Annotated in this window: 16 protein-coding genes; 10 read left to right on the top strand and 6 right to left on the bottom strand. The window is 71.2% G+C overall.

Features of this window, described 5'->3' with window-relative positions; genetic code table 11:
• Nucleotides 1-85: 85 nt before the first annotated feature.
• The 3 genes from ACWF94_RS05540 to ACWF94_RS05530 all read right to left on the bottom strand — a co-directional run bounded on the left by ACWF94_RS05540 (nt 86) and on the right by ACWF94_RS05530 (nt 2,498).
• Nucleotides 86-502, bottom strand: a complete 417-nt coding sequence (locus ACWF94_RS05540; protein WP_453484954.1) for a VOC family protein — start codon at nt 500-502, stop codon at nt 86-88.
• Nucleotides 503-512: 10 nt separating this feature from the next.
• Nucleotides 513-1,034, bottom strand: coding sequence for a helix-turn-helix transcriptional regulator (locus ACWF94_RS05535; protein ID WP_453484952.1), 522 nt, complete (start codon nt 1,032-1,034; stop codon nt 513-515).
• 183 nt (nt 1,035-1,217) lie between these two features.
• Nucleotides 1,218-2,498 carry a DUF418 domain-containing protein gene (locus ACWF94_RS05530; protein ID WP_453484950.1) on the bottom strand — a complete coding sequence of 427 codons (1,281 nt, stop codon included), beginning with the start codon at nt 2,496-2,498 and terminating at the stop codon, nt 1,218-1,220.
• 158 nt (nt 2,499-2,656) lie between these two features.
• On the opposite strand from ACWF94_RS05530, the gene ACWF94_RS05525 reads away from it, so the two are divergent.
• The 6 genes from ACWF94_RS05525 (at nt 2,657) to ACWF94_RS05500 (ending at nt 6,938) form a co-directional block, all read left to right on the top strand.
• Complete coding sequence (locus tag ACWF94_RS05525; protein WP_453484949.1) at nt 2,657-3,313, top strand: GNAT family N-acetyltransferase; 657 nt, start codon at nt 2,657-2,659, stop codon at nt 3,311-3,313.
• The gene (locus ACWF94_RS05520; protein ID WP_453484947.1) at nt 3,310-4,209 is read left to right on the top strand and encodes a PaaX family transcriptional regulator C-terminal domain-containing protein; all 900 of its coding nucleotides are present in this window, start codon (nt 3,310-3,312) and stop codon (nt 4,207-4,209) included. Before ACWF94_RS05525 ends, ACWF94_RS05520 begins: the two co-directional genes overlap by 4 nt.
• Nucleotides 4,210-4,358: 149 nt before the next feature.
• Entirely contained in the window at nt 4,359-5,084 is a 726-nt protein-coding gene (locus tag ACWF94_RS05515; protein WP_453484946.1) for a class I SAM-dependent methyltransferase, read from the top strand.
• Nucleotides 5,085-5,186: 102 nt separating this feature from the next.
• Nucleotides 5,187-5,663 (top strand): helix-turn-helix domain-containing protein, encoded by a 477-nt coding sequence (locus tag ACWF94_RS05510; protein WP_453484944.1) that lies wholly within the window; start codon nt 5,187-5,189, stop codon nt 5,661-5,663.
• A gap of 25 nt (nt 5,664-5,688) precedes the next feature.
• Nucleotides 5,689-6,489 (top strand): hypothetical protein, encoded by an 801-nt coding sequence (locus tag ACWF94_RS05505; RefSeq protein WP_453484942.1) that lies wholly within the window; start codon nt 5,689-5,691, stop codon nt 6,487-6,489.
• A 110-nt stretch (nt 6,490-6,599) separates the two neighbouring features.
• Nucleotides 6,600-6,938 (top strand): DUF2516 family protein, encoded by a 339-nt coding sequence (locus ACWF94_RS05500; RefSeq protein WP_453484940.1) that lies wholly within the window; start codon nt 6,600-6,602, stop codon nt 6,936-6,938.
• Nucleotides 6,939-7,200: 262 nt separating this feature from the next.
• On the opposite strand, the gene ACWF94_RS05495 is transcribed toward ACWF94_RS05500, so the two are convergent.
• From ACWF94_RS05495 to ACWF94_RS05485, 3 genes are all read right to left on the bottom strand, one after another.
• Complete coding sequence (locus ACWF94_RS05495; protein WP_453484939.1) at nt 7,201-8,547, bottom strand: PP2C family protein-serine/threonine phosphatase; 1,347 nt, start codon at nt 8,545-8,547, stop codon at nt 7,201-7,203.
• A 606-nt stretch (nt 8,548-9,153) separates the two neighbouring features.
• Nucleotides 9,154-10,425 carry an NlpC/P60 family protein gene (locus tag ACWF94_RS05490; protein ID WP_453484937.1) on the bottom strand — a complete coding sequence of 424 codons (1,272 nt, stop codon included), beginning with the start codon at nt 10,423-10,425 and terminating at the stop codon, nt 9,154-9,156.
• A 229-nt stretch (nt 10,426-10,654) separates the two neighbouring features.
• A complete protein-coding gene (locus tag ACWF94_RS05485) occupies nt 10,655-11,437 on the bottom strand; it encodes a class I SAM-dependent methyltransferase (RefSeq protein ID WP_453484936.1) in 783 nt (260 codons plus the stop codon).
• Nucleotides 11,438-11,826: 389 nt separating this feature from the next.
• Here ACWF94_RS05485 and mshA point away from each other — a divergent pair, with 389 nt between their 5' ends.
• The 4 genes from mshA to ACWF94_RS05465 all read left to right on the top strand — a co-directional run bounded on the left by mshA (nt 11,827) and on the right by ACWF94_RS05465 (nt 16,128).
• A complete protein-coding gene (gene mshA, locus ACWF94_RS05480; RefSeq protein WP_453484934.1) occupies nt 11,827-13,167 on the top strand; it encodes a D-inositol-3-phosphate glycosyltransferase in 1,341 nt (446 codons plus the stop codon).
• On the top strand, nt 13,160-13,696 hold the full coding sequence (locus tag ACWF94_RS05475; RefSeq protein ID WP_453484933.1) for a YbjN domain-containing protein: 537 nt from the start codon (nt 13,160-13,162) through the stop codon (nt 13,694-13,696). Before mshA ends, ACWF94_RS05475 begins: the two co-directional genes overlap by 8 nt.
• Before the next feature lie 388 nt (nt 13,697-14,084).
• Nucleotides 14,085-15,155, top strand: coding sequence for a hypothetical protein (locus ACWF94_RS05470; protein ID WP_453484931.1), 1,071 nt, complete (start codon nt 14,085-14,087; stop codon nt 15,153-15,155).
• 214 nt (nt 15,156-15,369) lie between these two features.
• Nucleotides 15,370-16,128, top strand: a complete 759-nt coding sequence (locus ACWF94_RS05465) for a phosphoglyceromutase (RefSeq protein ID WP_453484929.1) — start codon at nt 15,370-15,372, stop codon at nt 16,126-16,128.
• Nucleotides 16,129-16,178: the final 50 nt, after the last annotated feature.

The following is a 16,178-nucleotide window of genomic DNA, read 5'->3' as shown; positions in this document are numbered from 1 at the left end:
CCCCGGAGGGCCAGAGGCGCCTGAACGGTCTGAACGGCCTGAACGGTCTGAACCACCCCAAGCGCTCGGAGCCGGCCAGGAGCGGTCATTGCTTACGGGGCTGGGTGAACCTGAGCATGTTCCCGGCCGGATCGCGGAAGGCGCAGTCGCGGACGCCGTAGGGCTGGTCGATGGGTTCCTGGAGTACGTCGCCGCCTCCCGCGCGGACGCGTTCGAAGGTGGCGTCGCAGTCCTCGGTGGCGAAGATCACGCCGCGCAGCATGCCCTTGGCCAGCAGTTCCGACATGGCCTGCCTGTCGGCCGAAGAGGCGTTGGGGTCGGCGAGCGGCGGTTCGAGGACGATCTCCACGTCCGGCTGCGTGGGCGATCCGACGGTCACCCAGCGCATCCCCTCGAAGGCGACGTCGTTGCGCACCTCCAGACCGAGGGTGTCGCGGTAGAAGGCGAGCGCCTTGTCATGGTCGTCGACTGCGATGAAACACTGCGAGAGCTTGATGTCCATGGCTTCGACGCTACGACGCGGCCCCGGATTCCGCTTCTCCGTTCCTGACCGGTCTGCCGTTCCCGCTTTCGTACCGGTGCCTGACCGGCCCGCCGTTCCCGTTTCCGTTCCCGTTCCTGACCGGTCCGCCGTTCCCCGCCGGCCGTGTGAGGACCTTGGCGACGCACGCCGGGATCGCGGCGCCCTCCTCGTGGCGGCGGGCCCGGTACGCGCTCGGGGTCTCGCCGACCAGCTTGGTGAAGCGCGAGCTGAACGAGCCGAGCGAGGTACAGCCGACCTCGAAGCAGACGTCCGTCACGCTCAGATCCCCCCGCCGCAGCAGCGCCTTCGCCCGCTCGATACGGCGGGTCATCAGATAGTTGTACGGCGTCTCACCGAAGGCGGCGCGGAAGCTGCGGGAGAAGTGCCCGGGCGACATGAGGGCGACGGCGGCCAGCGCGGGAACGTCCAGTGGTCGCGTGTACTCACGGTCCATGGTGTCCCGCGCGCGGCGCAGCCTTACCAGATCCTCCAGCCTCACACGCACCAGCATCGCACGGCCCCTGCCACCCGCCAGGACTCAGCGCTCCTGTGCCACCCGCCAGGGTTCAGCGCTCCTGGCCCGGCCCGTCCTCGCACGCCACCCGGCCGCCCGCCGGTCCGCGGACATCCCCGCCCCCTTGCCCCTATCCCTTATGGTCCCGTGCGTCCATCTCCATCTTCGTCTTCGTCTTCGTCAGCAGCCTGCTCGCCTGCGCCTTCGCCGTGGCGAGCGCCACGGTGGTGTCGACAGCGTGGTCCAGGCACGCAGCAGCCACTCCAGCGGGCCGTACACGTGGTGCCGCAGCCACCATCGGCTGGCCACTGCCTGCGCCGCGAACAGGGTCAGGGCGATCGCCGCGACGCCGATGGGCGGGACGCGGCCGACCAGGGCGGCCCCGAAGCCGGTGAACAGCAGGGCGCAGACCAGGGACTGACCGAGATAGTTGGTCAGCGACATACGGCCCGCCGGTGCGAGCGCGGTGACCAGGGCCCGGCCGAGGCGGCCGCGTACCAGCCGGAGCACGGTCGCCGCGTAGGCGGCGGCCAGCAGCGGAGCGGTGATCACGTCGAGGCCCATGGCGAAGATCTGGTACGCGGACCCGGGGTGGTTCAGGCTCGCGTCCGCGTACACGATGCCGCCCAGCAGGCCCACCGTGAAGCCGGCCCACTGGAGCCGCCGCAGGAGCCGCTGGTGCCGGTCGGTGTCCGCGAGGGCGCGGCGGCGTCCGGCCGCCAGCCCCAGCAGGAAGGCGGCGAGCGCGGACGGCGCCTGGAAGAAGAGCAGCAGGGCGGCCACGTCCGGCAGTTCCTGGAGGTGGGCGCCGATGATCGACGCCGGCCCGCCGCGCAGTGCCTCGGTCGCCTCGGCCGCGGCGGACGCCGTGGACGCGGGGATGGTGCCGCCCCCGCCCGTATGGGCGACGGCGAGCGCGAGGAGCGCGTATCCAGCGGCCGTCACCGCGAGGAGCCCCACGGCGATCCGCACCGCGGTACGGGGCCGGATGCGGCGCAGAGCGAGCAGGATCAGGCCGAGGACGGCGTAGAGGGTGAGGATGTCGCCGGGGAAGAGAACGACGGCGTGGACGACGCCGATCGCGAACAGCCCGGTCAGTCGCCGCAGGAAGCGCGGTGTGAACCGGGCGCCGCGTCGCACGGCGGAGTCGATCTGCAGCGTGAAGCTGTAGCCGAACAGGAACGAGAACAGCAGGAAGAACTTCGCCTCGAAGAGCATCGCCACCAGCCATCGGACGGCCTCGCTCAGCGGGCCGCCCAGGCCAGGGTCCTCCAGGCCGGTGCCGTGATAGGCCGAGGCCATGTAGGTGATGTTGACCATCAGGATGCCGAGCAGCGCGAAGCCGCGCAGCGCGTCCACCTGCGCCAGCCGGGTGCTGCCGCCCGGCCGTTGCTCCTCCGTCGTGGACAGGGGGTGTGCGGGGCTGTTCGAACGTGGTCTTGAACGTGGTCGGGCGCTCACGACACTCCCTGAAAGTATCAAACACGAAACGGTCGTCTTTGAAACGAGCGTACTGTGATTGTCAGTAGGTCGGTAGAGTCGGCGGAGGCGGAGACGTAGGCGCGCACGACGGCCCCGAGCCGAGACAACGAGCGAACGAGCGAACGAAAGAAGGGGCCGTGAGCGCACCACGGGAGGCGGCAAGCCTGGACGCGAGCGGCGTCCCGCTTCTCCGCCGGGGCATCCCCGAAGGGAGTGAGCGGCAGGTGGCCGCCCTGTACTGGGAGGCGTTCGGCAGCAAACTCGGCCGCGCGCTGGGCCCACCCCAGAGGGGGCGGGCGTTCCTCGCGTCCCATCTGCACCACGATCGCGGCATCGCCGCGCTCGACAGTGCGGGCCGTGTCGTCGGCGTCGCCGGCTATCAGCTCGCGGGCCGCGCCCTGACCGGCGGCACGGCCCACGACGTGCTGTCCGTATACGGTCCGCTGCGAGGGCTGCCACGGCTCGCTCTCCTCGCCCTGCTCACCCGGAAACCCGCCGAGGGCGAACTGGTCATGGACGGCATCTGCGTGGCGGCGGCACACCGGGGCATCGGCATCGGCGGCCTGCTGCTGCGCGAGATCGCGGCCGTGGCCGCCGAGAACGCCTGCTCCCGGATCCGGCTCGACGTCATCGACGTCAACCCGCGCGCCAGGGCCCTGTACGAACGACTCGGCTTCAGTGCCGTACGCACCCAACAGACCACATTCCTCAGGGGATTGATGGGCTTCGGTGCCGTCACCACCATGCACCGTGCCGTCACCCCCGGCGACCTGGGCGGAGGAACCCCTCAGTGACTCACGCACAACCGGAGCACACACCGCGTCCGGAGATCCCCACCCGACTGCTCGTGCACGCCCTGGTCCGCGAGGACGGAACGGTCGACGCCGGCGAGCTGTACGCCGTCGCCGGACTCCTCGGCATGACCGACCAGCAGGTCCGGCTGTGCGTCAAACGCCTGGTCACCGAGGGCCGGTTCACCCAGGAGGGACGGGGACGCAAGGCCGTACTGCGGGCCGTGGCCGATCCCACGACCGGCGCCCTCGCCCCCGACGCCGACCATGTCCGCCACGCCTACCGGCAGGACCAGGGGCTCGCGCCATGGGACGGCACCTGGCACCTGTTCGCCTTCGCCATCCCCGAAGCACGCCGCACCACACGCGACGCACTGCGGGAAACCCTGCTGCACCTGGGCGCGGCGCCCGTCCAGGGCGGTCTGTACGTCGCCGCCAACCCCATCGCGGACCTGGTCGAGGCCCAGGCCCGCCGGCTCGGCGTACTCGACTCCGTCACCTTCCTCACCAGTACCGACCTGCGCATCGGGGACCGCGTCGACCCTCGCCGACTGGCCGCCGGCATCTGGCCGTTGAGCGAGGTCGCCGCCGGACACGAGCGCCTCACCGCCTTCGCCGCGACCTGCACCGACCGACTGGCTCGCGGAGCAGAGCTGTCCGGGGTCGAGCGGCTCACCCTGGCCGTGGGGCTCGCCGCGGAGTTCAGCCGCGCCATGACCCCCGACCCGCTGCTGCCTCCGGAACTGCTGCCCCAGCCCTGGCCCGGCAGCCGGGCCCGTCGGCTCGCCCAGGAATGCTGGACCGCTCTGCGGGCCCTTCCCGCGGCTCAGGACGCTCCCACCGCAGCGCCTCTCCTCTTCCGCCTCTACAGCGACGCCACCGCGCCTGACGGGCAGTGATACGCGCCGAAGGCCCGGAGCCGAGGTCGTCGCCCGAGGTGCCCGCCCGCCTTGGAGCGCGATCAGCCGTCCGACGCTTGCGGTTCCACCGAGTTCCCGGGTCCTTAATGAATAGGTGTTCCAGTTCAGCAGCCCATACGTTCGGCCGCATGGCTGACGAATGTTTCGGGCATCCACGGCTCGCCGCGATCTATGACCCACTCGACCCCGATCGCGGCGATCTCGACGCGTACGTCCGGATGACGGAGGAGTTCGCGGCACGTCACGTGCTGGACATCGGCTGTGGAACAGGCGTGTTCGCCCTTCTGCTGGCTGAACGCGAGATCGAAGTCGTGGGTGTCGATCCCGCCCAGGCGTCCATCGACGTGGCCCGAGCCAAACCGGGCGGCGAGCGAGTGCACTGGATCTGTGGCGATGCCACGACACTCCCGCCGATGCGGGTCGACCTGGCGACCATGACGGCGAACGCCGCCCAGCAGATCCTCGATCCGCAGGGCTGGCGCGAGACCCTGCGCGGTGCGTACGAAGCACTACAGCCGGGCGGCCGTCTGGTGTTCGAGACCCGTGATCCGGCCAGACGCGCCTGGGAGGAGTGGAACCGCGAAGCCACCTTGCGCGTGACGGAGATCCCCGATGTCGGCACCGTCGAAAGCTGGGGCCAGGTGATCGAGGTGAGCGATCCGCTGGTGACGTTCCGCTGGACCTACGTGTTCGCTGCCGACGGGCAGGTACTGACGTCGGAATCCACCTTGCGCTTCCGAGAGCGGCAGGAGGTCGAGACGGACCTGATCGCGCAGGGGTACGTGGTGGAGGACGTACGCGATGCCCCTGACCGGCCGGGCAAGGAGTTCGTCTTCGTCGCGCGACGACCGTAGCTCAGCCCACGAGAGACTTCACCGCGCACCGGTCGAGGTGGCGCACGACACTGTTGCAAGCACTTGCTTGCAATAGTTAGCAAGAGTGGGCACCATCGAAGCATGGCATCACTCAACGTCGGCAATCTCGGTGAGTACCTCCGCGAGCAGCGGCGCAGCGCGCAGCTCTCGCTCCGGCAGCTCGCCGACGCCGCCGGGGTGTCCAATCCGTATCTGAGTCAGATCGAGCGCGGGCTGCGCAAGCCGAGCGCGGAGGTGCTGCAGCAGGTCGCGAAGGCGCTGCGGATCTCCGCGGAGACGCTGTATGTGCGGGCCGGGATTCTTGACGAGCGGGACCGGGACGAGCTGGAGACACGGGCCGTGATCATCGCGGACCCGTCGATATCCGAGCGGCAGAAGGCCGTGCTGCTTCAGATCTACGAGTCCTTCCGCAAGGAGAACGGATTCGAGACCGCGACGGGCCCGGACGATCCGGAGGCCCCCGACGCGGGCCACGACAACCATCACGTACGACCGGACACCGCTGCCGAAGGCCCCCGTACGGCCGGCGGCGGGGATGCCGGTCGACCCTCACACTGATCTGCGTTCCGGGAGGACCACAGTCATGGCCATCACCGATGACCTCCGTAAGACGTTTTCCGACCCCACCCCCCTCTACTTCGCGGCCGGTACGGCCGACCTCGCCGTCCAGCAGGCCAGGAAGGTGCCCGCCCTGCTGGAGCAGCTCGCGGCCGAGGCGCCGGGCCGGATCGAGGCCGTGCGCAACGCCGACCCCAAGGTCGTGCAGGAGAGGGTGACGGTGCAGGCCAAGGAGGCCCAGGCCACCGTGCAGGCGAAGGTCACCGAGGTGTTCGGCGGGTTCGACGCCGACCTCAAGAAGCTGGGGGAGAACGCGCAGGACCTGGCGCTGCGCGGGGTAGGGGTCGCCGCGGAGTACGCCGTCCGGGCCCGGGAGACCTACGAGAAGGTCGCCGAGCACGGTGAGCAGACCGTCAGGTCCTGGCGGGGCGAGGCGGCCGAGGAGATCACCGAGATCGCGGTCGCCGTCGAGCCCGGGTCCGCGAAGGCCGGTGAGCCGAAGGAACGGCGGACCGGCCCCCAGGCCCAGCGCAACGGCACCCAGCAGACCAGGCCCCAGGCGACGCGGTCCCAGCGCCCGGGTACGCAGCGGCCGGGCGTCCAGCGGACCGGCCCCCAGCAGACTGCGGCCCAGCGGACCGGGGCCCAGCAGGCGAAGGCCAAGCCCGCAGAGTCCGTGGCCAAGCCCGCAGAGTCCGTGGCCAAGCCCGCGGAGGCGGGAGCCAAGCCCGCAGAGGCCAAGGCGGAGCCGAAGAAGCCCGCCGCCCGCAAGACGACGACCGCGCGCAAGACCGCCGCGAAGAAGACCCCGCCTCCCGCCAAGTAAGGCGGGTACGGGTATAACGGGCCGGGCACCTTTGGGGTGTCCGGCCCGTTGTCCCGATACCGTGTCAGCGAGGCGCTTCATCACTCACTAGGCGTAGGCGGTGCTCACCAATGTTGCGCGAGTCCTTCGATTTCACCCTCTGGCTGCTGGTTGACCTGGTCTTCCTGGTCACCTCCGTGACCGCGCTGATCATGGCCGCGTTCGCCCGCGAGGACGCCTATCGTGCCGCCGACAAGCAGACCAAGAGCTTCTGGCTGATCATCCTCGGTATCACCGCCGTGGTGAACATGACGCTGAATGTGCTGTTCCTGTCCATCGCCGGACTGATCGCCAGCATTGTCTTCTTCGTCGATGTGCGGCCCGCGCTCAAGCAGGTCACCGGCGGTGGCGGCCGGCGCGGCGGCTCCAGCAGCGACGGCCCTTACGGCCCGTACAACGGCGGCAGGTAGCCCCTCCCGCCCAGGGCAGGGCCCAGGTCTCCCAGGCCCCTGAGCCTCCGGGCGCCCCGAGCACCGCAGGGGAGTCGCCCATCCCGTGGCCCGTGGCCGCCCCGGCCCGTGGCCCTGGCCCCCGGCGCCCCGAGAGCACCGTCGGCGCCGCCGCAGGGGAGGGCGCCCTTCCGGGGTCTCGGGCTTCCCCGGGCGCCAGGCCATGGCCCACAGCCCCCGGTGCGGTCCCACGCCTCCACCCGGCGCGGTGCGGTGCGGTGCCTCAGCCTTCGCCGCGGCCCTCGCCCCTGCTCAGCAGGAGCACCGCGACATCGTCGGTCAGCTCGCCGCCGTTCAGCTCGCGGACCTCCGTGACGGCCGACTCCAGCAGCGCCTCGCCGTCCAGCCCCGCCGCGAGCTGGCGGTTGATCATCCTGAGCATGCCCTCGTCGCCCAGCCGCTGCTTCTCACCCGGGCCCGAGCGGCCCTCGATCAGGCCGTCCGTGTACAGCATCAGGCTCCACGCCCCGCCCAGTTCCACCTGACGGCGCGGCCAGCGGGCACGCGGCAGCAGACCCAGCGCCGGGCCGCTGCTCTCGTACGGGAGAAGGTGGGCCGCCCGGCCGCTCCGGGTGATCAGCGGGGACGGGTGACCCGCCAGGCACAGTCCGGCCCGCCGGCCGTCCGGCGCGATATCGACCGTGCACAGCGTCGCGAAGATCTCCTCGCTCTCCCGCTCGTGCTCCAGCACCTGCTGGAGCGTCGACAGCAGCTCGTCCCCGCAGAGGCCGGCGAAGGTCAGGGCCCGCCAGGCTATCCGCAGCTCCACGCCGAGCGCCGCCTCGTCCGGGCCATGGCCACAGACATCGCCGATCATCGCGTGGACCGTGCCGTCCGGGGTGCGGACCGTGTCGTAGAAGTCGCCGCCGAGCAGCGCGCGGGAGCGTCCGGGCCGATAGCGCGCGGCGAACCGCAGATTCGAGCCCTGGAGCAGGGGAGTGGGCAGCAGCCCGCGCTCCAGCCGGGCGTTCTCCTGGGCGCGCAGCCGGGATTCGGCCAGCTTCATCTGGGCGGTGTCGGCGCGCTTGCGCTCCACCGCGTACCGGACGGTGCGGTTCAGCAGCCGTCCGTCCAGCTCGTCGCGGAAGAGATGGTCCTGGGCCCCCACCCGGACGGCTTCGGCGGCGCGCTCCGCGTCGCCCGAGGTGGTCAGCGCGAGGACCGCGTGGCGGGGTGCGAGACGCAGGACCTGCTTGAGCGGGGCCAGCGCGTCGTCGCCGGGGCCGGGCAGCGCGAGATCGACCAGGACGCAGTGGACGTCGTCGGTGAGCAGCCGCTCGGCCTCGGTGAGATTGCGGGCGCTGCGGATACGGACCCGGGTGCCGGCCGCGTCGGGCAGCTCGGGGACCGAGAACGAGCCCGCCGGGTCGTCCTCGATCACCAGCAGCGTCAGATCACCGAAGCCGGAGCTGGTGGTGCCGGAGCCGCCGGTGGCGCCGGCGGTGCCCGAGGCGGGGTCCTGGCCCCGGGTGCCTGAGCCGCTGCCGGAGGCGGCAGCGGTGCCCGGGGCGCCGGCATGAGTGGTCTCCGCGACGGGGACCTTCCTCTGTCGCGGTACGGGTACAGGCATGGATCCGGTTCCTTTCCCTCCCCCCGAGGGCGCGGCGGGACGACGATCGACATTCCGCCAGACGGGGACCATAGCGGTAGCCCCGGGCGCAGCGGAATGGCGATGGGTGAGCGGTGAAGGACATATGCCCACCGTGGTTGGGCAGTTGCCGCCCCGCCATGACGAACATCACGCCCGGCGTCCGCCGCAACCATGATCAGCTGCCATCGGTACGCCGGATGCCCATGTGCCTCGCATCACACGCTATCTGGATTGATCGCGGTGCACCGGCCTTCAGCCGGGGGTGAGGCGATTGAACTCGCCCGACTCGTACTCGGCCGACCAGTACTCGACCGGCGCGTACTCGAAGTTCTCGCGCACGCACCCTTGCGCGGGAAGTTCTCGCAAACGGCCGCATGGTCCCTGCCACGCCCGTGAGATGGGCGAATGCGAAGACCTTCGGCCGCTGCGGGACCTGGACACCGCGAACCGGAATTCCCCGGATTCTCTTCGAGAGCCCCAGGGGAAAGAGGCCGAGAAAGGTCGCGTCACACTTCGGCCGGAAAGGGACGCGCCCGCACCCGACTCCCAAGCCTGCTCGCGGTATCTCAGCGCGGGGAGTGGCGGTCAATCCGGCCGCACGACTCCGAGGATCTTCATGGAACCGGCCCCCGCGACCGTGACATTCCGGCCCGGCCTGGGGGCGTGGACTATCGCACCGTCCCCGATGTACATCCCGACATGGCTCGCGTCCGCGTGGTAGATGATCAGGTCGCCGGGGCGCATGTCATCGACCGCGACCCTGGGGAGCCGGCGCCACTGCTCCTGTGAGGTGCGCGGGATGCCCCGCCCTGCCGCCCCCCACGCCTGCGAGGTCAGCCCCGAGCAGTCGTACGATCCTGGGCCCTCGGCGCCCCATTCATACGGCTTGCCCAGCTGCGCCGTCGCGTACTCGACCGCCTTCTTGCCCTGGGCGGTCGCCGTCGAGCCGCCCGCGCCCCGGCCGCCCGGCTGCCCGCCCCGCGCTGTCTCCGAGGGCGCCGTCCCGTCGGCCGGGCCCTGTGCGGGCCGCTTCAGCGCGCCGGACTTCAGCCACTCGGCCTGTGCTTTGGCCGCCGCCGCCCGCTCCAGCTCCAGCAGCCGGGCGCGCTCCTTCTTCTCCAGCCGGCTCTCGATCTTCTCGGCGGCGGCGATCTTGGTGGTGATCTCCTTCTTCGCCTTGGCCTGCTTGACGCGATTGGCCTCCAACTTCCGCCACTCGGCGCCGGCGTCCTTGGTGTACGAGGCCAACTCGCTCTGCGTGCGCTCCAGGTCGCCCATGAGGTCCTTGGTCGCCTTCAGACCCTGCTGGACGCGGCCAGCGCCGTCCAGGAAGAGCTGGGGGTCGTCCGTGAGCAACAGCTGGGCACCGGGCGGGAGTCCACCGCTCCGGTACTGGGCGCGGGCCGCAGCTCCCGCGCTGGCCTTCAGGTCGTCGAGACGCTTCTGGCCCTTCACTATCGACTTGGCCAGTCCGTCGATCTGGGCCGACTGCTTCTTCGTCTGCTCCTCGGCGAGGTTGTACGCGTCGGTCGCGGACACCGCCTGGTGGTAGAGGTCCTCTATCTCCACCCGGATCCGGTCCAGCGACTTCTTCGGTGCCGGTGCCGGTGGCGGTACCGGTGCCGTTGGTGGCACCGGCGGCGGTGGTGCCGGGAGCGCCGTTGTCAGGGATGCCGGTGGCGGTGGCGGTGGCGGGAACGGCGGGGTGGGGAAGGGCTGTTCGGGAGCGCCCGGCAGCGCGGGGGCGCGGGGGGCGTCGGGGGTGAAGGACGCCGCGAAGGCCGTGCCCGGGGATGTCAGCACGGTCAGGGCGCAGACCAGGGCGATCGCGGCTGTGGCACAGTGGCGTCGGTTCACGACGTCTCCCCCTCCGTAACAACCTGAAAGAACCTGAAGCAATCTGATTTACCGTCAGTAACTTATGGGTGCTGCCGAGATGGTGCCACGGCGTCCCGCAAAACGACAGAGTCGCGCTCAGGGCCACGGGGTCACCCGCTGCCGCGTGGCCCGCATCGTCCGTCGATCACTCTCTCCTGTGATCCCTGACGAACGGTGAGTTCCGGGTGTTCCCCATTCGTACGTGCGTTCACCCGAATTGGGGAGCCAGCGCCGCCCAGTCGACGGTGACCTCGCCCTGCCGCCACCGCCGCCCGTCGTCCCTCAGCGGCCAGTCCGACCCCACGTCGCGTACCGCCCTGATCCAGCGCTGCCGCGCGCCGAGCGAGGCGTACGGAGCCGCCGCCGCCCACGCGCGGTCGAAGTCCCGCAGGAACGCGTGGACCGGCTCGCCCGGCACATTGCGGTGGATCAGCGCCTTGGGGAGCCGTTCCGCGAGGTCGGACGGGCGGGTCAGGGAGCCGAGCCGGGCGGCGAAGGTGACCGTACGCGGGCCCTCGGGCCCGAGCGCCACCCACACATGCCGCCGCCCGATCTCGTCGCAGGTCCCCTCCACCAGCAGGCCGCCCGGTGCGAGACGCCCGCACAGCCGTGCCCAGACGGCGGCGACCTCGCCCTCGTCGTACTGCCGCAGGACGTTCGCCGCGCGGATCAGCGTCGGCGGGCACTCCAGCGGGATCTCGAAGCCGCCGTGGCGAAAGCTGAGGCCGTCGCGCTCGTACGGCTTCGCCGCCGCGACCCGCGCCGGGTCGATCTCGATCCCGACGACCTCGCAGCGGGGGTCGGCGGCACGCAGCCGCCGCAGCAGTTCGACGGTGGTCCACGGGGCCGCCCCGTAGCCGAGATCGACGGCCAGCGGGTGGTCGCTGCGGCGGAGCGCGGGACGGTGGGTGGCGGCGATCCAGCGGTCCATACGGCGCAGGCGGTTCGGGTTGGTGGTCCCGCGGGTCGCGGTGCCGACGGGGCGGGGCATGACGTCGAGGGTATGCCGAGGGCGGGCGCCCGGGGGCCGGGCGGCCCCCCGGTTCCGCCCGGAAGCCGGCCGGAGCCGCCCGGAAGCCGCCCGGAAGCCGGCCGGTGCTCCGGGGAATCGCAGTGGATCGCAGCGGATCGGATCGGATCGGCTGGTGCCCGTCGGCCCGTCGGCCCGTCGCCCGTGACCCGACACCCCTCACCCGGATGGGCCGACACCCCCTCACCCGGATGGATGGCTATGGCAATGATTTGGCAAAGCAGGGGACGGGTGGAAATGGAAGGATGGGCTCCGCTGTTGTGCGCGGGTGGAGGGGCTGCTTGTGCCCGCAGCTCGGCGTGCCCGGACACCGGCGGTGTGCGACTGCCGGAACGAGGAGGATCTTCAACGTGAGCCAGTACGTCTCGCGCCTCGGCAGTGGCTTCACGGCTCCCCGCATCAGATTCCCCGGCGGTCAGCGCAAACCCCGGCGCATCGCCATGCTCAGCGTCCACACCTCGCCGCTGCACCAGCCGGGGACGGGCGACGCGGGCGGGATGAACGTCTATATCGTCGAGCTGGCGAAAAGGCTCGCGGCGATCAATATCGAGGTGGAGATCTTCACCCGGGCCTCATCGGGCGGCCTGCCCGACTCGGTGGAGCTGGCGCCCGGGGTGCTCGTACGCCATGTGGACGCCGGACCCTACGAGGGGCTGGCCAAGGAGGACCTGCCGGGGCAGCTCTGTGCCTTCACCCACGGTGTGATGCAGGCGTGGGCCCGCCAGCGGCCCGGACACTACGACCTGGTCCACTCCCACTACTGGCTCTCCGGCCATGTCGGCTGGCTCGCGGCCGAACGCTGGGGCGTGCCGCTCGTACACGCCATGCACACCATGGCCAAGGTCAAGAACGCGGCGCTCGCCGACGGCGACACCCCCGAGCCCACCTCACGGGTCATCGGCGAGACCCAGATAGTGAACGCCGCCGACCGGCTGATCGCGAACACGGCGGAGGAGGCGGACGAACTGGTCCGTTTCTACGCGGCCGATCCGGCGAAGGTCGCGGTCGTCCACCCCGGGGTGAATCTCGACCGCTTCCGTCCAGCGGACGGCCGGGCGGCGGCCCGTGCGCGCCTAAAGGTGCCGCAGGACGCGTTCGTACCGCTCTTCGCGGGCCGTATCCAGCCGCTGAAGGCGCCGGACATCCTGCTGCGCGCGGTCGCGGGGCTGCTGAGCCGCGAGCCCGCGCTGCGCTCCCGGCTGTACGTCCCGATCGTCGGCGGCCCGAGCGGCAGCGGCCTCGCCAAGCCGGAGGGCCTCCAGAAGCTCGCCTGCCGCCTAGGGATCGCGGACATCGTCCACTTCCACCCCCCGGTCGGGCAGGAGGCACTCGCGGACTGGTTCCGCGCCGCGTCCACGCTGGTGATGCCCTCGTACAGCGAATCGTTCGGCCTCGTCGCGATCGAGGCGCAGGCAACCGGCACTCCCGTGGTGGCGGCGGAGGTCGGCGGCCTCCCGGTCGCGGTGCGTGACGGGCGTACGGGGCTCCTCGTCCCCGGCCATGACCCGTCCGACTACGCGCGGGCGCTCAGCCGGCTGATCGACGACCCGTCCCTGGCCGCCCGTATGGGCGCGTCGGCGGCCCGCCACGCGGAGTCGTTCGGCTGGGACACGGCGGCGTCGGCGACGGCGGACGTCTATACGGCCGCGATGTGCGAATACCGCCGCCGGGTACGCTCACACCATGTCTGATCTTCGCCTGCCATCGGAGCGGATCACCCCGGAGCGGATCATCGAGCAGGCGCTGGGGGACGCCGACCTCGAATGGGAGAGCCCCGAGCCCGGTTCGTACGTGGTCAAGCTGCCCGGCACCCGGAAGCTGTCCACGACCTGTTCGCTGCGCGTCGGCGAGCACTCCCTGTCGCTGAACGCCTTTGTGATCCGTCACCCCGACGAGAACGACGCGGGCGTGCACCGCTGGCTGCTGGAGCGGAATCTGCGGCTGTACGGGGTGAGCTACGCGATCGACCACCTCGGCGACATCTATCTCACCGGGCGCCTCCCGCTCGCCGTGATCACCCCTGAGGAACTGGACCGGCTGCTGGGGTCGGTACTGGAGGCGTCGGACGGGGCGTTCAACACGCTGCTGGAGCTGGGGTACGCGAGCGCCATCCGCAAGGAGTACGCATGGCGGAAGTCGCGCGGCGAGTCGACCCGCAACCTTGACGCGTTCACCCGCCTCACCGAGCGCGGGGACGAGCCGGACCCCGGGCGTCCGTAACTCCCGGACTCCCCGGACTCTCGCAACCTCCCGGACTCTCCCGGACTCCCGGACTCCCGGACTCTCCGGCCCCGGGCCGACGGCCCCGTAACCCTGGCGCCTCCGGGGCGGCGAAGTGACCTGCGCCACAATGTGCCATCCCTCAGGGGATCCGGTTGGGTCTCGCCGCGAGGGACATACGCGGCTCGGTCCTGCCGGTACGCCCGATGAGTCCCGCCTTCCCCTTCCTTCCGGTTTCCCGCCGGTACGCACGGCGCACCCTCCGTACGCCCTGTCTGGCGGCGGGCGGCGTCGCTAGATTGTCGACATCAGGAAGTGAGCGACTCCGCATCCGGAACAGCGCGACCGCACCCCATTCCCCGCACCACGTGCCGGAAGAGGATCGCCCGTGCTCCGTACGAGACCCGCTCTGCTCCCCTCACTCGCCGCCGCCCTCGCCCTGCTGGTCCTCGGTACCGCCGAGTCCGCCGTCGCGCGCGGCACCGACGCCGAGGGGCCGGCCGCCGTGCGCGGCACCGACACCCTGAGGGCCGCGGCCGGATCGGCCGCCGTCGGCGCGGTTCCCGAACGGCTGGGCGGCGGCGGTATCGCGTCCCGGCGCGATGCCGAGGACGTGAGCGCGTACTGGACCCCGGCGCGGATGGCCGGCGCCCGCCCCGCCGACAACCACACGCCCGCCCCCCTGCCCCGCGCCGTGACCGCCGGGCTGCGGCAGCCGGACACCGAGGGCGCCCCGGGGGCCACACCTCCCGCGCAGCCCCGCCCGGGACCGCGCCGCGGCTTACCGGCCGCGCCCCATGAGACGGCCGTCGTCGGGAAGGTGTTCTTCACCAGGCCCAGCGACGGCCGCGACTATGTCTGCTCGGCGAGCGCCCTCAACAGCCCGTCGAAACAACTGGTCGTCACCGCGGGCCACTGCGTCAACGAGGGCGGGCGGAACGGCACCCCTGGCGCGTGGATGCGGAACTGGACGTACGTCCCCCGGTACCGCGAAGGGGTCCGTCCGTTCGGCACCTTCGTGGCGAAGGAGTTCCGGTCGTTCAGCGGCTGGATCAACCACAGCGATCTCCGCGGGGACGTCGCCATGGTGACCACCTGGCCCCTCGGCGGCCACCGGCTCGTCGATGTCACCGGCGGCCACGGACTCAGCTGGAACCACGCCCGCGACGAGGCGGTGACCGTCTGGGGCTACCCCGGGAACCGCGGTGAAGGACGGGCCCAGTGGTGGTGTCACGGGGGGACCCGGCGGGTCGGCGGCGCGGACGGGCGTACGGAGATCCGCTGCGCCTTCGGCGGCGGCTCCAGCGGCGGCCCCTGGCTGCGCGACTACCGGGGCAGCACCGGCCTCGGCAATGTCACCGGCGTGATGAGCACCTCCGCGGGCGGCGGCTGGAACCGCAGCCCGTACTTCGACGACAGCGTCAAGCGGATGTTCGACGAGCAGGGCGGCCGAACCTAGGGCGGCCTGGCGGGACCCTGCTGAACCCCGCTGAACCCGGCCGGACCAACGGGACCCCGCCGGACGGGCCGGCACGCCGGGCGCCGCATTCTCGTCACCCGAGGTAAGTGCCTCTACAGGTCTATGCATATTACGTGCGGCTGGGTTCCGGCCGCCGGCGGAATGACGGGTACCGTCAACCGGCGGCCCGTACCCCTCCACTAAGCTCGGACGTATGGCCGACGCACCGTACAAGCTGATCCTCCTCCGCCACGGCGAGAGCGAGTGGAACGCGAAGAACCTGTTCACCGGGTGGGTGGACGTCAATCTCACCGAGAAGGGCGAGAAGGAGGCGGTCCGCGGCGGTGAGCTGCTGAAGGACGCCGGCCTGCTCCCCGACGTACTGCACACCTCGCTCCAGAGGCGTGCCATCCGCACCGCCCAGCTCGCGCTGGAGTCCGCGGACCGCCACTGGATTCCCGTCCACCGCTCCTGGCGGCTCAACGAGCGCCACTACGGCGCGCTCCAGGGCAAGGACAAGGCGCAGACCCTCGCCGAGTTCGGCGAGGAGCAGTTCATGCTGTGGCGCCGCTCGTACGACACCCCGCCGCCCGCCCTGGAGGACGGCACCGAGTTCTCCCAGAGCGACGACCCGCGCTACGCCACCATCCCGCCGGAGCTGCGTCCGCGCACCGAGTGCCTTAAGGACGTCGTCGTCCGGATGCTGCCGTACTGGTACGACGGCATCGTCCCGGACCTGCTGGCCGGTCGTACGGTCCTCGTCGCCGCCCACGGAAACAGCCTGCGCGCCCTGGTCAAGCATCTCGACGGCATCTCGGACGACGCCATCGCGGGCCTGAACATCCCGACCGGCATCCCGCTGGCCTACGAGCTGGACGCCGACTTCAAGCCGGTGAAGCCGGGCGGTACCTACCTCGACCCGGACGCGGCGGCGGCGGCGATCGAGGCCGTGAAGAACCAGGGCAAGAAGTAGATCATTGCGCGATCATGCCCCCTACCTGCTGCTTCTCGGCAGATAGGGGG

The sequence above is a fragment of the Streptomyces sp. NPDC055078 genome (genome assembly GCF_053607985.1).
Note: the sequence above shows the minus strand (reverse complement) of the source record. Positions and strands in the feature narration are given on the sequence as shown.

What these genes read in the sequence shown, in the direction of transcription:
- ACWF94_RS05465 (WP_453484929.1), top strand. Translation starts at nt 15,370, where the DNA reads ATGGCCGACGCACCGTACAAGCTGATCCTCCTCCGCCACGGCGAGAGC.
- ACWF94_RS05540 (WP_453484954.1), bottom strand. Translation starts at nt 502, where the DNA reads ATGGACATCAAGCTCTCGCAGTGTTTCATCGCAGTCGACGACCATGAC.
- ACWF94_RS05505 (WP_453484942.1), top strand. Translation starts at nt 5,689, where the DNA reads ATGGCCATCACCGATGACCTCCGTAAGACGTTTTCCGACCCCACCCCC.
- ACWF94_RS05515 (WP_453484946.1), top strand. Translation starts at nt 4,359, where the DNA reads ATGGCTGACGAATGTTTCGGGCATCCACGGCTCGCCGCGATCTATGAC.
- ACWF94_RS05485 (WP_453484936.1), bottom strand. Translation starts at nt 11,437, where the DNA reads ATGCCCCGCCCCGTCGGCACCGCGACCCGCGGGACCACCAACCCGAAC.
- ACWF94_RS05495 (WP_453484939.1), bottom strand. Translation starts at nt 8,547, where the DNA reads ATGCCTGTACCCGTACCGCGACAGAGGAAGGTCCCCGTCGCGGAGACC.
- ACWF94_RS05510 (WP_453484944.1), top strand. Translation starts at nt 5,187, where the DNA reads ATGGCATCACTCAACGTCGGCAATCTCGGTGAGTACCTCCGCGAGCAG.
- ACWF94_RS05500 (WP_453484940.1), top strand. Translation starts at nt 6,600, where the DNA reads ATGTTGCGCGAGTCCTTCGATTTCACCCTCTGGCTGCTGGTTGACCTG.
- ACWF94_RS05475 (WP_453484933.1), top strand. Translation starts at nt 13,160, where the DNA reads ATGTCTGATCTTCGCCTGCCATCGGAGCGGATCACCCCGGAGCGGATC.
- ACWF94_RS05535 (WP_453484952.1), bottom strand. Translation starts at nt 1,034, where the DNA reads ATGCTGGTGCGTGTGAGGCTGGAGGATCTGGTAAGGCTGCGCCGCGCG.